General features: G+C 54.7%; 14 protein-coding genes. 12 read left to right on the top strand and 2 right to left on the bottom strand.

The window, feature by feature from the left end; all coding sequences use genetic code 11:
- Window positions 1–84 precede the first annotated feature (84 nt).
- Genes smpB through D5085_13005 form a run of 10 tightly spaced genes read left to right on the top strand, consistent with a single transcriptional unit; the run spans window position 85 to window position 11966 of the window.
- Window positions 85–564 carry an SsrA-binding protein SmpB gene (gene smpB, locus D5085_12960; protein QEP43946.1) on the top strand — a complete coding sequence of 160 codons (480 nt, stop codon included), beginning with the start codon at window positions 85–87 and terminating at the stop codon, window positions 562–564.
- 8 nt (window positions 565–572) lie between these two features.
- Window positions 573–1946 carry a replicative DNA helicase gene (gene dnaB, locus D5085_12965; protein ID QEP43947.1) on the top strand — a complete coding sequence of 458 codons (1374 nt, stop codon included), beginning with the start codon at window positions 573–575 and terminating at the stop codon, window positions 1944–1946.
- 3 nt (window positions 1947–1949) lie between these two features.
- Complete coding sequence (gene alr / locus D5085_12970; GenBank protein ID QEP43948.1) at window positions 1950–3038, top strand: alanine racemase; 1089 nt, start codon at window positions 1950–1952, stop codon at window positions 3036–3038.
- The gene (locus D5085_12975; GenBank protein ID QEP43949.1) at window positions 3028–3627 is read left to right on the top strand and encodes a paraquat-inducible protein A; all 600 of its coding nucleotides are present in this window, start codon (window positions 3028–3030) and stop codon (window positions 3625–3627) included. The genes alr and D5085_12975 overlap by 11 nt, the downstream gene beginning before the upstream one ends.
- Window positions 3612–4259, top strand: coding sequence for a paraquat-inducible membrane protein A (locus D5085_12980; protein ID QEP43950.1), 648 nt, complete (start codon window positions 3612–3614; stop codon window positions 4257–4259). The genes D5085_12975 and D5085_12980 overlap by 16 nt, the downstream gene beginning before the upstream one ends.
- A 6-nt stretch (window positions 4260–4265) precedes the next feature.
- On the top strand, window positions 4266–5945 hold the full coding sequence (locus D5085_12985) for an MCE family protein (protein QEP43951.1): 1680 nt from the start codon (window positions 4266–4268) through the stop codon (window positions 5943–5945).
- A complete protein-coding gene (locus D5085_12990; protein ID QEP43952.1) occupies window positions 5946–6560 on the top strand; it encodes a membrane integrity-associated transporter subunit PqiC in 615 nt (204 codons plus the stop codon).
- Between the two features lie 12 nt (window positions 6561–6572).
- On the top strand, window positions 6573–7829 hold the full coding sequence (locus tag D5085_12995; GenBank protein QEP43953.1) for an HDOD domain-containing protein: 1257 nt from the start codon (window positions 6573–6575) through the stop codon (window positions 7827–7829).
- A 20-nt stretch (window positions 7830–7849) separates the two neighbouring features.
- On the top strand, window positions 7850–9133 hold the full coding sequence (locus D5085_13000) for a diguanylate cyclase (GenBank protein ID QEP43954.1): 1284 nt from the start codon (window positions 7850–7852) through the stop codon (window positions 9131–9133).
- A 13-nt stretch (window positions 9134–9146) separates the two neighbouring features.
- Window positions 9147–11966: a hypothetical protein gene (locus D5085_13005; GenBank protein QEP43955.1), complete on the top strand. Its 2820-nt coding sequence runs from the start codon at window positions 9147–9149 to the stop codon at window positions 11964–11966.
- Here D5085_13005 and D5085_13010 read toward each other — a convergent pair.
- Together D5085_13010 and D5085_13015 are read right to left on the bottom strand one after the other, a co-directional pair.
- Window positions 11911–14940 carry a response regulator gene (locus D5085_13010; protein QEP43956.1) on the bottom strand — a complete coding sequence of 1010 codons (3030 nt, stop codon included), beginning with the start codon at window positions 14938–14940 and terminating at the stop codon, window positions 11911–11913. The genes D5085_13005 and D5085_13010 overlap by 56 nt on opposite strands.
- A 10-nt stretch (window positions 14941–14950) precedes the next feature.
- Window positions 14951–16057 (bottom strand): two-component system response regulator, encoded by a 1107-nt coding sequence (locus tag D5085_13015; GenBank protein ID QEP45158.1) that lies wholly within the window; start codon window positions 16055–16057, stop codon window positions 14951–14953.
- A 161-nt stretch (window positions 16058–16218) separates the two neighbouring features.
- On the opposite strand from D5085_13015, the gene D5085_13020 reads away from it, so the two are divergent.
- Entirely contained in the window at window positions 16219–17247 is a 1029-nt protein-coding gene (locus D5085_13020; protein QEP43957.1) for a two-component system response regulator, read from the top strand.
- Window positions 17231–20362, top strand: coding sequence for a response regulator (locus tag D5085_13025; GenBank protein ID QEP43958.1), 3132 nt, complete (start codon window positions 17231–17233; stop codon window positions 20360–20362). Before D5085_13020 ends, D5085_13025 begins: the two co-directional genes overlap by 17 nt.
- Window positions 20363–20381 lie beyond the last annotated feature (19 nt).

Genomic DNA, 20381 nt, shown 5'->3' on the forward strand with positions numbered 1-20381 from the left:
ACCCTAGTGTCACACCAGGCCGCCATGTTGCGGCCTGCGCTGTTTTGAGCCTAACGATTTTGCAGCAAGGCATACTATTCGACTATGGCAAAGAAAAAAACTTCGACGACAAACAATTCGGCAACCATCGCGCAAAATAGAAAGGCGCGGTTTGACTACTTTATTGAAGAGAACTACGAAGCGGGCTTGGCGCTTGAGGGGTGGGAGGTGAAGAGCCTTCGTGCTGGTAAGTGTCAGCTAGTCGATAGCTATGTGATTATTAAAGCGGATGAGGCGTGGCTACTCGGATCGCTCATCACGCCACTACTCTCGGCCTCAACCCATATTCAGCCCGATGCGACCCGCACCCGTAAGCTGCTGCTCCATCGGCGCGAAATCGATAAGTTACGGGGGGCGGTGGAGCGGCGAGGCTATACCCTCGTCGCCCTGTCGCTCTACTGGAGCAAGGGGCGGGTCAAAGCCGATATCGGTCTAGCGCGAGGCAAACAGGGTCATGATAAGCGGCAGGTAGAGCAGGATCGTGACTGGGCGAGGGAGAAACAGCGACTGTTCAAAAGTCGCTAGGTTATCCTGTGGTCGATTATCAGACCGAAGCGCTGAAAACCCCCCCCCACTCCGCTGAGGCGGAGCAGTCGCTATTGGGGGGGCTGCTGCTCGATAACCAGAGCTGGGATAGGGTGGCCGATCTGGTCGGCGGCGAAGATTTCTACCGCTACGACCATCGGCTAATCTTTGCCGCTATTGAGGGGTTAGCCCGCACTAACCAGCCGTTTGATGCGATTACTATCTCCGAATATCTGCAAAAGCGGCAGCAGCTCGATGATATCGGCGGCGTGAGCTATTTGAGCAACCTAGTCTCCTCCACCCCCTCGGTGACCAATATTGTCGCCTATGCCAATATTGTGCGCGAACGATCGGTGAAGCGGCAGCTTATTCGGGTTGCCAATGAGATCGCCGACAGCGTCTTTACCAATGTCGATGGGTCGGTGGAGACTATTCTCGATGATGCCGAGCGGCGGGTGTTTGAGATCGCCGAACAGACCACTAAAAATCGCTCCTCATTTCAGCCGATGAAGAAGCTGCTCGCTGGGGCGTTAGAGCGCATTGAGGAGCTCTACGCTAGCAGCGAAAATATTACCGGCATCGCGACCGGTTTTGATGACTTTGATGGGCAGACTTCGGGGTTACAACCGGCCGATTTGGTGATTATTGCCGGCCGCCCTTCGATGGGGAAGACCAGTTTTGCGATGAATATCGCCGAAAATGCGGCGATTAAGGGCAAAAAACCGGTCGCTATCTTCTCGCTAGAGATGCCGGGGGAGCAGATTGTGATGCGGATGATCGCCTCTCTAGGGCGGATTAATCTGAAAAATCTGCGTACCGGCGCGTTGAGTGACGAGGATTGGCCTAGGATTACTTCGGCAATTGCGATGCTGAATGAGGCACCGATTTTTATCGATGACACCTCTGGCCTCTCGCCGACCGAGCTGCGGGCAAAGGCGCGGCGTCTCAGTCGTGAGCACGGGTTAGGGCTAATCGTGATCGACTATCTACAGTTAATGCAGGGGAGCGACAATAGACAGGAGAATCGGGCGACTGAGCTATCGGAGATATCGAGATCGCTCAAGAATCTGGCCAAAGAGCTCGGTGTGCCGGTGATTGCGCTGTCGCAGCTCAACCGCAGCCTCGAAAATCGTCCGAATAAGCGGCCGATTATGTCCGATCTACGCGAGTCGGGGGCGATTGAGCAAGATGCCGATCTGATCGCCTTTGTCTATCGCGATGAGGTCTATAACGAAGATACGAAAGAGAGCGGTGTGGCGGAGATTATTATCGGCAAGCAGCGCAACGGCCCGATAGGAACAGTCAGGCTCTCTTTTTTGCACGAGCATACCCGTTTCGAAAATCTGACCACGAAGAGCTATGACGACTACTACCATGAGTAGGCGATGCAACGGGTAGTGGCAACCATTTCGTTAGCGGCGCTACGCCACAATCTACAGCGGGTACGCGCCTTTGCCCCCGGACGGCGGATCTGGGCGGTGGTTAAAGCCGATGGCTATGGCCATGGGCTACTCAATGTGGCCAGAGGGCTGACAGAGGCCGATGGTTTCGCCGTCGCGACACTGGAGGAGGGGCTGACACTGCGCCACCACTATCGGGAGAGAGCTATTTTGCTGCTAGAGGGGTGTCACGATGACGAAGAGTTACGGCAGGCGCTAGCGGCTCGATTAACCCCAGTCGTTCACCAGCGACACCAGCTAGCGGCACTCAAGCGCCAAGCGCCGGCCACCATTTGGCTTAAAATCGATAGCGGCATGGGGCGGCTCGGCTTTTTACCGACCGAAGTGGCCTCAATCTATCGTCAATTAACGGCTCTACCTCACGTAACGCTGGCAGGGTGGATGACCCACTACGCCAATGCCGATGCTAGCGACCATGAGGGAACTGCGGCACAGTGGCGGCAGTTTCAGCAAACGATTGTTGCTCAACACCGAGTGAAAGGGGGAGCGGTCGTCACCTCCTGCGCTAATTCGGCGGCTGTGATCGCTTGGCCAGACTATCAGGGTGACTGGGTGCGACCTGGCATTATGCTCTACGGTATCTCACCGATGCTCGGTAGTGAGGGCAGCGCCCACCAGTTACGCCCCGTTATGAGCCTCACAGCACCGCTTATCGCGATGAAACGGCTATCGGCGGGGGCGACGATCGGCTACGGCTCTAGCTGGCGCTGTGAACGGGAGACCACTATCGGCGTGGTCGGTATCGGTTATGGTGATGGCTATCCGCGTCACGCCCCCTCAGGGAGTCGGGTCGGTTTTAGGGGGCAGAGCGTTGCGCTACTAGGGCGGGTGTCGATGGATATGATCGTGATCGATTTAACCGACTGCTCCGCCCCTAACATCGGTGAGCGGGTGGTGTTATGGGGCGAAGGCTATCCGCTAGAGCGGCTAGCGAATAGCTGCGGCACCATCGGCTATGAGCTAACCTGTCGGCTCACCCCTCGGGTAGAGAGGAGGGTCATTGATGAGCCGTGAGCTATCGCAACTCATCGCCTGTCGCTATTGTGATCTACTCCAGCGGCGTCAGCCTCTGCAACCTGGGCAGAGTGCTCACTGCTGTCGCTGCCACTCGCTGCTCTACCGTGATGACGATGGCCACCAACGCGCTCTGCCGCTGCTATTTGCCTCGCTGCTGCTGCTACTGCTGGCTAGTAGTCTGCCCTTAATAACTCTAGAGGTGGGATCGATGGCGCGTGAGATGCACCTGGTCTCGGCGGTAGTGGCGCTCTATACCAACTATAATCCACCGTTGTCGCTCTTTGTCGCCATGATTTTGCTCATTCTGCCGCTGATGCGAGTGATTGGGCTCATCTATGTTCTCTGGGCGGCAGAGAGTGGCTGGGCGCTACCGGCGTGGCGACGGGTGTGGCATCTGACCGAGGAGGTGGCACCTTGGACGATGCACGAAATCTATCTACTAGGTGTGGTGGTGGCGCTGGTGAAGCTAGCGGTGATGGGTGAGGTGATTTTGGGGGGGGCGCTGTTCGCCTTTGTCGGCTTTATTATCGCCCAAGTGTGGGCTGAGACGCTGATTAACCACGAGGCGTTATGGCGCAAGCTGTGACAGCCCGCCGTGCCGCTCTTATCGCTTGTAGCGGCTGTAATCGCCTCTATGAGGCGGCGCAGATCGCCTCGATCGAGGGCGGGGTGCGCTGCGGCCACTGCCATAAACCGCTCTATTCGCGCAAGCCTAACTCACTACAACGAGCGTGGGGTTGGCTTCTCGCCGCGATGGTGCTCTATCTGCCAGCGAATCTCTATCCGATGATGCAGACCACCTCACTAGGGCGCAGCGATGAGGCCTCTATTATTGAGGGGGTGGCTATTCTATGGCAGCACGGTTCCTATCTGGTCGCGGGCGTGGTATTTTTGGCCAGTGTCGCGATTCCGCTACTAAAATTTATGGTACTGGGCTATCTGCTGCTGTCGATTCAGCTCCACGCCCAAGTGTCGGCGCGGCAGCGGCTAAGGCTCCACCGTCTGGTCGAGTTTATCGGTCGCTGGTCGATGCTGGATGTGTTTGTGGTGGCGATCTTAACGACCCTAGTACAGTTTCAGCCGTTGGCGGCAGTGGTGCCGGGGCTAGGGCTGGAGCTATTTGCCGCTGTGGTCGTATTGACGATGGTAGCGGCCAATTCGATCGATTCACGCCTATTGTGGGATAGTATGAACCAAACCGAAGTTAACCGAGGGTAAGAGCGGGTGTCGTTAGAGGGGGAGAGAGTCGCGTCAGAGCCGGTGGCGGTGGTGGTTGAGCGCCATCATCGCCTCTCGACGCTGACGCTGTGGCTGTTGCCGCTGCTGGCGATGTTGCTGGGGCTCTGGTTAACTTGGCAGCACTACGAGGAGCAGGGGCCGGAGATTACCATCACCTTTGCGACCGCCGATGGGCTGGAGGCGAGGGCGACTAAAATCAAATATAAAGATGTGGTTATTGGGGAGGTGACCGCAGTAGAGCTGTTGCCAAAACTGGATCGAGTGGCGGTGACGGCTCGTATGGTGAAGCAGGCTCGCCCCTGGTTAACCGCAGAGACGCGGTTTTGGGTGGTGCGGCCCCAAGCGTCGCTGCAGGGGATTTCGGGGCTCAATGCCCTCTTCTCCGGCACCTACATTCAGGCCGATGTGGTGCTAGAGGGGGAGACAAAGCGCAGCTACACCGGATTAGATACGCCGCCGCAGACCGAATCGGGGGCACCGGGGATGCGGTTGCGACTCCAAGCGCAGCAGGCGGGATCGATTTCAGTCGGCGCACCGGTCTATTTTCGTCAAATTCCGGTTGGGCGGATCGAGAGTCGGCAGTTTATTCGTCAGGGGGGGGCGATAGAGTTCGGGATCTTTATCGATGCCCCCTTTCATCAACAGGTGAGTGATAAGAGCCGCTTTTGGAATGTGAGCGGCTTTCAGGCGACGGTGACCAGTGAAGGGGTGCAGCTACAGACCCACACGCTAGAGTCACTGTTAGTGGGGGGGGTGGCGTTTGACCATCTCGCCTCCGAGCGGGGAGAGGCGGTCGCGGCGGGGGATAGTTTTATTCTCTACGCTAACGAGGCCGAGGCGAGGGAGCAGCGCTACGCCGAGCAGATTCGAGCTAAACTCTCCTATCAGCTCTTTTTTGAGGAGTCGGTGCGGGGGCTCAATATCGGCGCAGCGGTCGAATATTTAGGCGTGCCGGTCGGTCAGGTGGTGGAGGTTAACTTGCGCTACCGCGCCGAGCTGCGGCACGGCGTGATTGCGGTCGTGGTTGAGCTAGAGCCGGAACGATTCGGTCTTGAGGGGCCGATGGACTATCGTAAACTACTACAGCAGGCGATCGCCAATGGGCTGCACGGCCAGTTGCAAAGTAGTAGCCTCCTTACCGGACAGCTCATTGTGGCGCTACAGTCGCACCCCGATAGTGAGGCGAAACACTACCCGTTTGCGACCCCGTTAGCGCAGATCCCGACGGTGAGTTCTGATCTAACCCGTCTGACCCGTAAGGCCAACTCGATGCTAGATCAGTGGCTAGCGCTGCCGCTCGATGAAATTGTCGCCTCGGTCAATCGCACTATTAAAGCCACAGAGCAGCTCCTGAGCGACCCCACGCTGCAAGCGGTGCCGCAGGGGGTCAATCAGACGCTGCACCAACTACGCCTGTCGTTGCAGCAGCTCGATGAGACTCTAACCGGCTTTGACCGCTTAGTTAATCGCAGCGAGTCGTTTCTAACCACGACTCAAAGTACGCTGCAGCAGACCCAGACGGTACTTGAGGGGATTGGCCCCGATTCGGTGCTCTATTTTGATACCCTAAACACCCTTAAATCGCTCGATGAGGCATCACGGGCGGTAGAGGAGCTGATGCGCACCCTAGAGCGCAACCCGAAAGCGATCTTTGGAGAGAGTTAGATGAGAGGAGCTAGCAACGCTTGGATAGTCTTGATAGTCGGGATGGCGGCTGCGATGGTAGGGGGGTGTTCACTGCTGTCACTGGAGGATGCCAACTTCTACCTGCTGTTGCCGCAGGCGGCTAAAGAGCGGCACCCACTGCCGACCGATACGGTCGTGGTATTGAATCGAATAGCGCTCGCCCCCTATCTCGACTCGACCCGACTGCTGTTACAACAGAGCGATAACCGCCTGCAGCAGGCGGCAGATCGGGTTTGGGCCGAATCGCTGCAAGATAATATTCAGCGAGTCGTGGCACTCAATCTAGCGGCAAGATTGCAGCTACCTAGGGTCGAGGGGCCGAGCTATCGAGGAGAGGGGTTTAAACAGGCGTGGCGGGTGAGTCTCGCTATCGACTACTTTCACGGCTCAATGGTCGATGGTATTGAGCTGCACACCTATTGGCAGCTCCACTATGGTGATAAGGCGACCTTGCTCCAGCGGCAGGAGCAGATTCATGTCGTGACCGGTTTTAACAGTTATGATCGCCTAGTCGAGGGGATGAGCCGAGCGCTAGCGGAGCTGGCCGACCGTATAGCGACAGCAGTCGCACAATCGATTAACTCTAGACAATGAGACAAAGTAGCAATGGAAAAATTTTTTGTAGGACGACAGCCGATCTTTAACCGTAAGCAGCAGGTGGTGGCCTATGAGCTGCTCTATCGGGCGAAGGCGGGGGCCGATAGCGCTAATGTGATTGATGGCGATAAGGCCACTTCACAGGTGATAGTCAATAGTCTGTTTGACATTGGCCTAGAGCATCTAGTCGGTGAGAGTGTCGCTTTTATTAACCTAACCGATAGCTTTATTCGTGGCGATATGGCGATGCCGTTTAACCATCGTCAGGTGGTGTTAGAGATGTTAGAGAATGTCGAACCGACCGCCGAAGCGTTAGCCGGGATGAAGAAGTTGGCGGCACAAAAGTTTACCCTAGCACTAGATGACTTTATCTACCGTCCCGAGTTCGATCCCTTTTTAGAGCTAGCCCATATTGTCAAATTGGAGGTGATGAACCTCTCCAAAACCGAGCTTGCCGCCCGTATTGCCCCGCTGAAAAAGTTTAAGGTCAAACTGCTAGCCGAAAAGGTGGAGACCCAGCAGGAGTATCAAGACTGTCTTGAGCTCGGCTTTTCGATGTTTCAAGGCTACTTTCTCTGTAAACCGCAGCTAGTCGAGGGGCGGCGGCTAGCGCCTAATAAGATGGTGCTGCTCAACTTAATGTCGAAAGTGCAAAATCCCGATATCGAAATGGGGCAGCTTGAGGAGCTGATTGTGCAGGATGTCTCGCTCTCCTATCGACTACTAAAGCTGATTAACTCGGCCAATTTTGGCCTGCGGCATGAGATAGAGTCGATTGCCATGGCGCTCTCTCTCTTAGGACTAAAGGCGGTACGCAACTGGGTGAGCCTGATTATGTTGAGCCATGTCGATGATAAACCGCCGGAGCTGCTCAAAATTGCCATCTTTCGGGCCAGACTGTGTGAACAGATCGGCAAGTTGGTGATACCGAACCAGATCGCGCAATGTTTTACGGTAGGGCTCTTCTCTCTGTTAGAGGCGATGATGGATCAGCCCCTCAAGGAGCTGCTACAGGAGCTGCCGCTAGCGAACGATATTAAACTAGCACTGCTCGATCCGAGGGTCAATCTTCAGGGCAATATCCTACAGTTAGTGGTACTCTATGAGAGTGGCCGTTGGGCGGAGATTGAGCTTCTTGAGGGGGAGGAGGGCTGTGTTAAATTGTCCCGAGCGCCGAAGAATCGACAGCTAAAGCTCGACGAGCTGCAACGGCTCTATCTGGAGGCGATCGAGTGGAGTGAGCTGCAGATGCAGCAGTTTAAATAACTTATCAGAGGATAGGGTAAATGGCAGCTAGTCATCAGCTATTGAGTCGGGTTTTAGTGGTCGATGATAGTGCGGCGATTCGTAACTTGGTAGAGGCCCACTTGCGCGAGATTGAGGCCCCCATTGAACCGCTGCTCGCCGCGACGATGCGTGAGTGTCAAGTGTTGCTAGAGCAGCGTGGGGCCGAGAGCTTTCTATGCGCTATTCTCGATCTCAATCTGCCGGATGCGGCCGAGGGTGAGGTGGTATCGCTAGTACAGCAGCATGAGATTCCGGTGATTATCTTGACCAGTTCGGTCGATAAGGCGATCTGTAAGACTATGAGTGCAAGATTGGTCATCGACTATGTGGTTAAACGCCACCTAGATGAGATTAAATATATCGCTCAGCTAGTCGGCCATCTCTACCAAAACCAGAGCTGTCGAGTGATGGTGGTCGATGATTCACGCTCATTTAACCAGTTTATTCAGCGGCTATTAAGCCACTTTCGCTATCAGATAGTCGCCGCCGCCTCTGCGGAAGAGGCGCTGCGGCTGCTAGAGCGCTATCCCGATATCGGTCTAGTGATTACCGATTTTAATATGCCGGGGATGTCGGGACTGGAGCTAATTAGCCAGATCCGCCGCCGCTACCGCCGTGAGGAGCTGGCTATTATCGGGCTATCGAGCAGCGAAGATCAGCAGCTAATTGTGCAGATGCTCAAAATTGGCGCGAATGACTACATGAACAAGCCCTTTATACCGGAGGAGTTCTACTGTCGAGTCAATCAGAGCGTGAATATGATCCGTTATACTCGTCGTCTTAAAGAGAGTGCGGCTACCGACTACCTCACCCAAGTCTATAATCGGGCTAGTCTATTTGAGTTAGGGGAGGCACTCTATGCGAATGCGAAGCGTGGCGATATCTCGATCGCCACGGCGATGATCGATGCCGATCACTTTAAGTCGGTGAACGATACCTACGGCCACGATGCGGGGGATAGGGTGTTAATCTTGATGGCGCAGACGCTGAAGGCGACCCTGCGCACCTCCGATATTGTCGCTAGGTTCGGTGGTGAGGAGTTTGTGGCTATCGCGGTGATTAGGCAGCCGGATGAGGCGCGGATGGTTTTTGAGAAGGTGCGGCAGGCGATTGCTGCGATGAGCATCAGTTTGGATAATGAGACTAAGTTACAGATAACGGTAAGTATTGGGGTAACGACCGATCTACAACACTCACTAGAGCAGATGCTGCAGCTCGCGGATCAGGGGGTCTATCGCTCTAAGCAGTCGGGTCGCAATCGGGTGACGGTCATGCCGAGCTAGGTGAAGGGATGCTATGCTGTTTAAACGGCTGATTAGCTCTCTGTTCGGCACGAAAAAGCCGGCCCACATAAAGGTTGAAGTTAACCACACTATCGAGACCTTTCAACAGCTAAATCGGCAGCGACTGGAGCGGGCGTTGTCGATGCTCAAGCCGAGGCAGGCGATATTTATCGAACTCATTCCACTGCTATTTAACGCCAACCACGAAAACTGGCCCGGTTATGTCGGTCCCGATACCCCGATTGGGATCAGCGGCTTTGTGGCAGAGAAGCTGCTGTTAGATAAAATGGGTAATCTCTATGGGCAGGTTCGCTATAAACCGCCACCGCAGCGACCCATTTGGGCGCTCTATGTGATGGGTAGCGTCGGTACCCTAGCCCACGCGGCTGGCAGCGATTTTGACTTTTGGCTAGTTCACGATCCGCTACTAGAAGAGCCGGAGCTGGAGCTGTTGCAGCGAAAGGCGACCGCGATTGAGCAGTTTGCGGCCACACTCGATATCGAGGTGCACTTCTTTTTGACCAATCCAGATAAGATGCGTACCGGAGAGATGAATGAACTCAGTAGCGAAAGTAGTGGTTCAGCGCAGTTTCGGCTCCTAATTGATGAGTTCTATCGCACCATTTTGGTCGTCGCCGGAAAGTTACCCGCCTGGTGGCTAGTTCATCCCGATGATGAGGAGCGCTATGATGAGGTGGTAGATCGCTACCTACAGAGTAATCCCGACTATCGTGAGATGTTTGTCGATTTTGGGGCGCTACCGACCATTGGCCGAGAGGAGTTCTTTGGAGGAGTGATTTGGCAATTTGTTAAGGCGATCGGTTCGCCCTATAAATCGCTAATGAAGCTGTTTTTAATCGAATCCTATGTGGTCGGCTATGACACCACCCCTATTTTAAGTCGCCAATTCAAACAGAAGGTCTATCGGGGGGCGAGCAGTATGGATGAGGTCGATCCCTACTGTCTGTTGGCCAAACATCTGGAGCAGTATCTACAGCAAGATGGTGATGATCACCGGCTGATTATTCTGCGCCGCGCCTTCTACCTCAAAAATGGCTTAACCCTAAAGCGGGGGGCATCGATACCGGAGTGGAAGAAAAATCTCCATCGCCAGCTAATGGAGGAGTGGGGCTGGGGGGAGGAGGAGATCGCTGAGGTCGAAAACCGTAGCCTCTGGACACTGCGTCAGCTAGTCGATGAGCGCCACCTGATTAACCGTACCCTAGCCGACTGCTATACCAATTTAGCTCGCATTGTGCAGGAGAGCGGCAGCAGCCTATTTATTACCGAAGAGGATATGAGCCAGATTGGGCGTAAGCTGTTCGCTTTCTATGAACGCAAACGCAATAAAATCGAACTGATTCGCTTTAGCGTCGATCAGCCGCTGCTGCAGGAGAAGATCTCCATTCACGAGCAGAACGATGCAGAGATAGTTAGCTGGGGTTTCTACTCTGGCTATGTCGGTCAGCCCGATCTCGATAGTCCCCAGCTTATGTATCGTGCGACAACACTCGTTGAGGGGTTGGTTTGGTGCCATGTTAATTCGATTTGGCGATCGGAGACCCAAATAAATCTCTTTGTGAACCATGCGCCGATTAGCCAGAAACTGCTCCGCTTTATCGGCACCACATTAGAGCACTTCTTTCCGGTGACCAAGCTGAAAATTCCCGCCATTGAGCGCTTTGCCGATGATAATCGACTCTCGCGCCACTGTGGTCTGATTCATGTCGGTATCGCGCCGGCGACCGGATTTGATCCTAACTTGTGCCATGGCGGGGGGATGGGACGAGAGCCGCTCTGTTTTAGTGTGCGGCGGCAGTTTCTGCTTAAAAAGATCGACTGGATCTACTCGACCGACTATAGCGAGGTCTATCACTACCGCTACAGCGGTGCGGAGGGGTTGGCCGAGCTTATCTGTCACCACTTAAGCTGGTCTATCTCTGCAGCTGGAGCCCAAGTCGCGGCTATCAATTTGGTGAGCTTCGATGGGGAACGGGGCAAGGCGATTAAACTGCGGCTAGAGGAGCTGTTTGAGCAGCTAATCGACCTACAGTTGCAGTGGTACCACCGACAGCAGAGTAACTATCGCTTTTGGGTGCCGTTCGGTCGCCACTGGTACTGTTTTGAGTGGCAGGCTGGGGCCGATGAGCTGCGCTATCAGACACAGGAGGGGGATCTCGCCTTAATAGCTGCCCTAGCGACCCCCTCTCGGCCTACCCTCAGCCGTTTTGATCGCGAAGCGCTCTATCTCCACCCAGCTGCCGTCATCTACCAACAGCAGCAGCCTGATCTAGTCCAGCTATTTGCCATGTTAGAGGGGGAGGTGTGTGAGCTGTGGCTCTTAGATGAACTAGGGGGGCTAACTCGGTGGCAGCTCCCTAAACAGAGCTATCAGCACGAGGTACCGCAGTTCTACCACTTCCTCTGTTCAGCGGTCACGGCTGTTAACCACTATCCCTCAAAAACGGTACTGATACAGGAGGGGCTGTTTCGATTAATGCGGGATAGGCGTTATCGTTATCTGACTAAGGCGGTCAGTCTGCAGTCTAAAGTTAAGGGGCCTGTGGTGACGCTGCTACTCGGTACTACCGCCCAGGGGAAATTGAGCCAAGCGTTAAGGGTTGGCAAAGAGCGTTTTAGCGCAGGTAAACAGGGTAAGGGGTGGTTGGAGCAGGCGCGTCAAGCTGCTGTTTCGCGAGGGGGGACGGGGACGATTCAAGCGGTCTCTCTGAGTCAGTCGCTACAGCAGGCAACCGCTCGATCGCCTCTCTCGGTGGCTAAACTTGTTCATTATCGACAGAAGGTGATGGAGAAGTTGCTAAGTGGTCTTTAGCGGAAGCTGTCTCATCAAGGCGCTGGAGTAGCGTGGTGAGGGTCTGTAGCGCCTCTTGAAACTGGTAGTGGCTAATTTGACGCGCCAGCGTTGCCCCGAGTTGCGGTTGCTGTGTCAGAATCGATTGGCGGTAGTCGTTAAAGAGCGTTACCGCCTGAAAATCGTCCTGTTTGAGTCGCTCTAGTAGCGGTTGTAGCTGTTGGGATAGGGGCTGAGAAATCTGTTGAGAGAGCGCTGAGTCGGTGGTGGCTCGTGTCGTCTCAGGCTCGACATCGGTGTGATCGGTGTGAATAGCGTCGATACTGTTTAATAGCTGTTGGTGTCGTTGGCGGCAGTTGTCGAGTCGGTTTTTCAGCTCGTTCAGATCGAGCGCGGGCTGTTTGAGCGCCTGTTCTAGCGGTATGATCGCCTGCTGTAGGGCGCTTAACCCGAGGTTGGCCGCGACCCCTTTTAGATTGTGGGCCGATTTGGCCGCTAGCGTATAGTTCTCTTTGGCTACCTGTTGGGCTATTTTTGCTAAGGCGTGGCGCTGATGGTGGGCAAAGCTCTTAAGATGGGTCAGATAGCGGCTATAGTGTTGTCGCTGTAATAGGTGGTGGTTAGGATCGATCCCTTCGAGGCTAAATAGCTGTTCGGCTAAGAGTGCCTGACTCTCTGTCGATTCTGTCGGGGAGGGGCTGACTACCGCCGTTGCGGCGGGTTCTGTCTGCGGCACGGCGTAGCTTGAGAGCCACTTAAACAGCAGCGTGTAGAGCTGCGCTGGCCGTACCGGTTTGCCGATATAATCGTTCATACCGGCGCTAAGACACTGCTGGCGATCTTCTGCTGTCGCGTTGGCGGTGAGAGCTAGAATCGGCACTGTGGCGTAGTTTGGGAGTTGGCGCAGCGCTTGAGTCGCCTCTATACCATCCATGATCGGCATCTGCATATCCATTAAGATCAGAGCGTACTGCTGCTGTTTAGCGAGTGTGAGCGCTTCACGACCGTTATCGGCAATATCGAGCTTCAGATTGATCTCATGCAGTAGATCGCTAAGCACCTCCTGATTGGTTGGGTTATCTTCGGCTAACAGCAGGCGGCAGTGGGCATAGTGGTGCGATAGCTGGTACTCCTCATCGGTGTTGACGGTTATTTGAGACGGCAGCGGTGTGGTGGCGAAGGGCGAGGTGATCGAGGAAACCGAACGGGGGCTTCGCCGCGTTTTATAGGGTAACCACAGTGTAAAATAGAAGCAGCTACCCCGATTCGGGGTGCTATCGACGCCGATCTCGCCCCCCATGAGCTCGACTAGGCGGCGACAGATACTGAGCCCTAAGCCGGTGCCGCCATATTGGCGGGTGGTGGAGCTATCGGCCTGCTCGAAGGGTTGAAACAGCCGCTGTTGATCGGCAACTGAGATGCCGATGCCGGTATCGCAGACCGAAAATAGGAGCTGTAGCTGTTGAGAGCGCTGTTGTTGCTTGGCCACTTTTAGGGTGATGGTGCCGTGGGGGGTAAATTTGACCGCATTGGTAATGAAGTTAATTAATACCTGACTTAGTCGTAGTGTATCCCCATATAAAATGTCATCAAGTTCGGGATCGATGTCGATAATGAGTTGAAGATCGGTCTCGCCGATGCGAGAGAACACCATCACCTGCACCGATTTAATCAGATCGAGTAGCAAAAAAGGGTGTATCTCTAGCTCTAATTTGTCAGCTTCGATCTTTGAGATATCGAGAATATCGTTAATAATCGCGAGCAGATGCTCGGCGGCGTGCACAACCTTTCCTAGCTGTAGCTGCTGATTAGGGGAGGCGGCTCGTCGTAGCAGCAGGTGGCTGACGCCGATGATGGTGTTCATGGGGGTGCGAATTTCGTGGCTCATGTTGGCTAAAAAGGTGCTTTTGGCGCGGTTAGCGCTTTCGGCTGCCTCTTTAGCGCGGGCTAACTCGGCAGTTCGCTCTGCTACCCGCTCTTCGAGGTGGAGTTGAGTGGTATGGAGCTCGCGGGTTCGTTGATCAAACTGCTCTGCGAGCTGCTCTATCTCATCGTCACTCCCTATCGGGCTGCATCGATGATGGATGCCATCGGTAGAGGCGACCCGTTGACTGAGCAGTAGAATCGGTCGGGCGATACGGTAGCCGAGCCAAGAGGCGAACAGGAGCGCGATGAGGGTAATGAGTAGCCCGAGGAGCGCAATATCCTGTAGAGCGTTATAGACGGTGGCCATGTAGTGAGAGCGGGGAGCGGAGATCTCTAGCGAGAGCGCTAAGCTGTCAAATAGCGACTGTTTAGGATGAGATACCGTGTGGTAGGTGGTGAGGTAGTCGATATCGGCTTGAAAATTGTTGCGGTAGATAGTCTCCCCTCTAGTGATAACTCGGTGAGATAGGGTGGCGCTATCACTGAGAATAGGCTGAAAAATGCCGGCTAAATCGTACTCGACCACCAGTACTCCCTGACTGGTCTGGTAGTAGATAATCGGTACAAAGACCACCCAACTGCGGCGTTCGATATCGACACTCATCGCCGTTAGGGCGCTACTTAGGGTGGAGCGCAGCGCACTGGAGTCGCTATAGGTGGGGGCATTATCGAGACTGGAGTAGAGGGGACGGCCCTCATAGTCGAGTAGGGCAATCGCCTTCACATCTCGCTGTTCACTATAGTTGACCACGAGCTGCGGCAGATAGCCGCCGCGCCCTTCAGGATCGTTTAAGCCGTTAATGATAAAGGGGTTGGTGGCGAGTGTGGTCGCGCTCTCTAACAGATAGGTGAAGCGCTGTACAATAAGGTTGATATCTTGCGAAGCGTGGTTAATGAGCTCCCCTTCGAGATTGTGGGTTAATGTGGTCACTAGGCGGTAGCCGACCGCACTGCCGATGGTTAACATCGCCACGGCGACATAGAGTGAGAAGATCCAGGTGATACGGCGGCGTATCTTTTGATGACGAGGGGGGGAGGCGCTCATAGTGACAGAGATTTTGGCATCCACTCACCTTTGGTTAATCTTTAAAGCGGTCGGCTATCGTCTTAAACTCTGAGTAGCACTGCTCGAAGGCATCGACAAGCAGCGGATCAAATTGGGTACCTCTGCCTTGGCGGATAATCTTTGCCGCCTTATCATAGGGCATCGCCTCTTTATAGACCCGCTTGGTAATGAGAGCGTCAAAGACATCGGCGACCGCCATGAGACGGGCTGCGAGTGGAATGTGCTCTTTGGCGAGCCCTTCGGGGTAGCCCTTGCCATCCCAGCGCTCGTGGTGGTAGTGGGCAATATCCATCGCGACATGAAAGTGGGCGAGTGGGGCGTGGTTACGCACATCACGCAGCGCCATCCCGATAGCATCGCTGCCGAGGCGGGAGTGGGTCTTCATCACCTGCCACTCCTCGTCGGTCAGTGGCCCGGGTTTGAGCAGAATATGATCCGGAATCCCGACCTTGCCGATATCGTGCAGCGGGGCGGCCTTGGTAATGAGCTCTACCGCCTCATCGCTGAGACTATATTGGTAGTCGGTGCGGCTCTGTAGATGGCGGGCGAGCACATTGATATAGAATTGGGTGCGAATAATATGGTTGCCGGTCTCGTTATCACGGGTTTCGGCGAGACCGGCGAGTGCCCGAATACTGATATCTTGAATGAGCTGGTTTTCGGCGATCCTCTTCTCTACTTCGGCCTCAAGATAGTGGTTATAGTGCTCTAGCTCATCCCGTGTCCGTTTTAGCTCAATGTGGGTCGCGATGCGAGCGAGTACGATCGCAGGTTTAATCGGTTTGGTAATGTAATCGACCGCTCCTAGCTCTAAGCCGCGCTGCTCATCTTCGTTGCTCTCCATGGCGGTGATAAAGATCACCGGAATGTTGCGGGTAGTCGGCGACTGGTGTAGCTGTTCTAACACTTGGTAGCCATCCATGCCCGGCATCATAATATCGAGCAGGATTAGATCGGGTTTCGGATCTCGGTGGGCGATCTCTAGGGCGCGTCTGCCGTTGAGGGCTATCTGAACTCGATAGCGCTCTTCGACGATTTCGCCAAGGAGTGCCAGATTTTCCGGCATATCATCGACAATCAAAATGGTGGATCGGTTCTGGGTGGAGATAGGGTGTTGCATAATCAGTCTTATACTAAAGATTTGGGGCCAGCTGTGCTCAACCATAGGGGGGACTCTCTTGGTGAGAGTATAGGCTAATCGCCCCTACTGTGCTATAGCAGAGCGGCGTCTGTTTGTGGTAGATTGGTTCTCAGTTCGGTGGTTATGGGTTGGAAAAGATAATGGTGCGTTCACAACAGACAATTTTGGTGGTCGATGATACTCCGAATAATCTCGACCTGTTAGGCTCTATTTTGCGCCACGACTATCGGGTAAAGACGGCCCTTAATGGCGACACCGCCCTAAAGATTGCCCGTATGCAACCTAAACCCGATATGTTCTTGCTTGATGTGATGATGCCGGAGATGGATGGGTATCAGCTCTGCCGTCTGCTCAAGGCCGATCCCTCAACGGCGGCGATTCCGGTCATTTTTGTTACCGCTCGTAGCGACAGTGAGGGCGAGGAGCGCGGCTTCGCGTTAGGGGCGGTCGATTATATTACCAAACCGGTTAGCCCACCGCTGGTTAAGGCGAGGGTGGCGACCCATCTGGCACTCTACGATCAGCGTTGCGATCTGGAGCGGTTGGTGCAACAACGGACTGTCGAACTGACCGAAAGTCGGATGGAGATTATCAAACGCCTTGGCCGAGCTGCCGAGTTTAAAGATAACGAAACCGGCCTGCATGTTATCCGTATGAGCCACTATGCACGCATTATCGCCACCTGCATGGATCAGGCACCGGCGTGGGTAGAGCTGCTGTTCTTGGCGGCACCGATGCACGATATCGGCAAGATCGGCATTCCGGATCGGATTCTGCTCAAGCCGGGGAGACTCGATGCCGAGGAGTGGGCGGTGATGCGACGACACCCTGAGTATGGGGCCGGAATTATCGGCTCGCACCACTCTGAATTAATCCAAATTTCGCACGATATCGCCCTCACTCACCACGAAAAGTGGGATGGTAGCGGCTATCCACAGGGCCTAAAGGGGGAGGCGATTCCGTTAGCGGGCCGTATCTGCGCTGTGGCCGATGTCTTTGATGCTTTGACCACCAAACGCCCCTACAAAGAGGCGTGGCCGCTAGAGCGGGCGCTAGCTGTGATCGATGAGGGGCGAGGGAGCCACTTTGATCCGGCAGTGGTCGATGCTTTTCATCAGGGGCTAGAGCACTGTCTGCTAATACGGGAGCAGTATGCTGAACAGTCGTAGTGTTGCGCCGTGGTGGGCGCTGTGGCTGCTGTTAGGCGGTTCTGGCGGCGGGGCGTGGGCGTCACCGCTTGCATGGAGTGGTGCCGAGCAGGCCTATCTCGATAGCGCCGCCCCGATTCCGTTTGCGGTCGATCCTAACTGGTTACCGATCGAGGGGATTCACCCCGAAACGGGGGCCTATGAGGGGATCGCGGCGGAGATACTACAGCGCCTCTCCGTCCTGACCGGATTAACCTTTGAGCTAGTAACGACGCAGAGCTGGAGCGAATCGGTCGCGGCGGTGAAGGAGGGGCGGGCGCTACTGCTACCGGCCGTGAGCATCACCCCTGAGCGGCGTCAGTTTCTCCACTTCTCGGCACCGTTTTTAGAGCTAAAAAACGCGGCTATTATGCGCCAACAGGCCCCCTTTATCAGCACCATGCACGATCTGGCCGGCTCTAAAGTGGGGGTTAAACAGGGGAACTCGCTGCACCAATATCTAAGCCAATCTCATCCCGAACTGACGCTAGCACCACAGCAGGACTCGCTACAGGCGCTGCGGCGACTACAACGGGGGGAGCTCGATCTCTACATGGATACCCAGGAGGTGGCCAGCTACCTAATCAACCACCACCGTCTTGAGGGGTTAAAGATGGTGATGCAGCTCGACTTTCGGCGAGAGCTGCATCTAGGGCTCCACCACTCCCTCCCCCCAGAACTGCTCTCACTACTTAACAAGGCGCTAGCCGCTATCTCGCCAGATGAGCGCGGTGCCTTTTATAGCCGCTGGGTCAGCTTTCCTGGTAGTGGCGGTTACGACTACCGCCCCCTCTGGCGAGTCGTCACGGTGGCCGGTGCTGCGCTGCTATTCATATTGGGCTGGGTGTACCATCTACGGCGGACGCAGCGAGCGCTACAGCAGGAGATGGCGCGGCGGCACGAGAGCGAAGAGATGTTTCGCAATATGTTTGAAAATCATAGCTCAGTGATGTATCTGGTCGATACCGAATCGCTGCAAATTCTCGATGCTAACCGATCTGCGCAGCAGTTCTATGGCTATAGTCACGCAGAGTTTATCACCAAAAATCTGGCCGATCTGAATGTGATCTCGATGGAGGAGCTCTTTGCACTGCGCAAGGTCTATATCGACGATTTAGGTTGGAGTTATCAGCCGATTCAGCACACTTTAGCCTCGGGCGAGATACGAGATCTGGAGGTCTATACCAGCAAAATCGACTACAGCGGCAAATCGATCTACTTTACTACCCTGTATGATGTGACCGAAAAGCTGCGCTATGAGGCAGAATTAAAGAGCGCGAAGCGGGAGGCGGAGCGCTCTAATCAGGTAAAAAGTCAATTTCTGGCCAACATGAGTCATGAGATTCGTACGCCGATGAACGCTGTTATCGGTATGACCTATCTAGCGCTGCAACAGCCGTTACCACCGAAGGCGGAGCACTATCTACAGAAGGTACACCGAGCGGCTGAGTCGCTGCTACGAATTATTAACGATACTCTCGATGTTTCTAAAATCGAAGCGGGCAAGCTGACCATAGAGCGCACTCCATTTTCATTATTACAAGTGTTGCAAAACATAGAGAGTATGCTGGAGCTCCGTGCAGAGCAGCAGGGGATTACCTTTCGACTAGAGCTAGCGCCCTCGCTGCCCGATGCCTTAGAGGGGGATCCGCTGCGCCTAGAGCAGGTATTGCTCAATTTAGGCAGTAATGCGGTGAAGTTTACCGAGCAAGGGGGGGTGATGATTCGTGTTCGAACGCAGAGCATCGAGCCGCAGCGAGTCGTGTTACGCTTTTCGATTATCGATAGTGGCATCGGCATGACCCCCGAACAGCTAGGGCGGCTGTTTAAGCCCTTTAGTCAAGCCGATGGCTCGACGACCCGTCGATATGGCGGTACCGGCCTAGGATTGGCGATTAGCAAAAGCCTAATTGAGATGATGGGGGGGGCGATTTGGGTTCATAGCGAGCTGGGGGTAGGGAGTCGGTTCCACTTTACCCTACCGCTGATACCACTGGCTGAACTACCGCGTTCAGAACAGAGCGCGACGCCCAATCTTGGTAGCGCCTTTCAACTTTTGCATGGCAAGCGGGTATTATTGGTTGAGGATAATGAGATCAATCAGGAGTTAGTGAGCGAGCTATTACAACAGGTGGGAATTGAAGTCGGATTGACCAACCACGGGAGTGAGGCGCTACAGCTATTAAAACGAGAGCACCCCGATGCCATCTTAATGGATCTACAGATGCCGGTGATGGATGGGTATGAGACGACGGTAGCGATTCGTCAACAGCCACAGTGGCAGTCGCTACCGATTATCGCCATGACCGCTAATGTGATGCAGCGCGATCTAGATCGGGCCAGAGAGTGTGGGATGAACGATACGCTAGCTAAACCTATCGAGCCGCAGCGACTGATCTCGACCCTGCTGCGCTGGCTTGCGCCCGAGGCTACCGATCCTGCGACACCTCTGGTTAGGGAGGTGAGTGACAGTGACACCCCTCCCGACTGGGTAGCGGCGCTAACGCTGTTTGAGACGCAAACGGCGCTGGTCAATATGAAATATAAGTATCGACTCTACCACCGTCTGTTACAGCGCTTTTTACAACAGTTACAGCAGCTACTACAAGAGTTTGACCTGCTATGGCAACAGCAGTCGTGGGTATCGTTACGACTAAAGGTGCATAGCCTTAAAGGGGTGGTGGCGACTGTTGGCGTGGCGCGGCTGCAACCGATGCTGGCCGAACTGGAGCGGCAGCTAAGTGGCGACAAGGTCGAGAGTGGGGCAGTTGAATCGCTGTGGCAATCAGTGCGACAGCAGCTATTACCGTTAGTGAGCGAGCTTCAGCAGTTACCCTCGCAACCTGAGGCTGTCGAGCCTCCTGAGGAGCCGTCATTTGCTATGGATACGGCGTTAGAGCGGTTGCAGACGCTACTACAGCAGTATGATAGTGAGGCGATTGAGTTAGTGAATGGACTGCTCCCAAAGTTAGAGCGAACAGGCGAGGTGGCGCTAGCGAAGCAGTTAGCCGTGGCGGTTAATAGCTACCAATTTGAACAGGCTGATGAGATAGTGGCGCTGTGGCGTCGTCGTGGTGAATGGGTGAATGGGTTCTGACTAAAGAGGAGTTTCTGTT

Source organism: Ectothiorhodospiraceae bacterium BW-2 (assembly GCA_008375315.1).
In the GTDB taxonomy this organism is placed as follows: Bacteria; Pseudomonadota; Gammaproteobacteria; order Thiohalomonadales; family Thiohalomonadaceae; genus BW-2.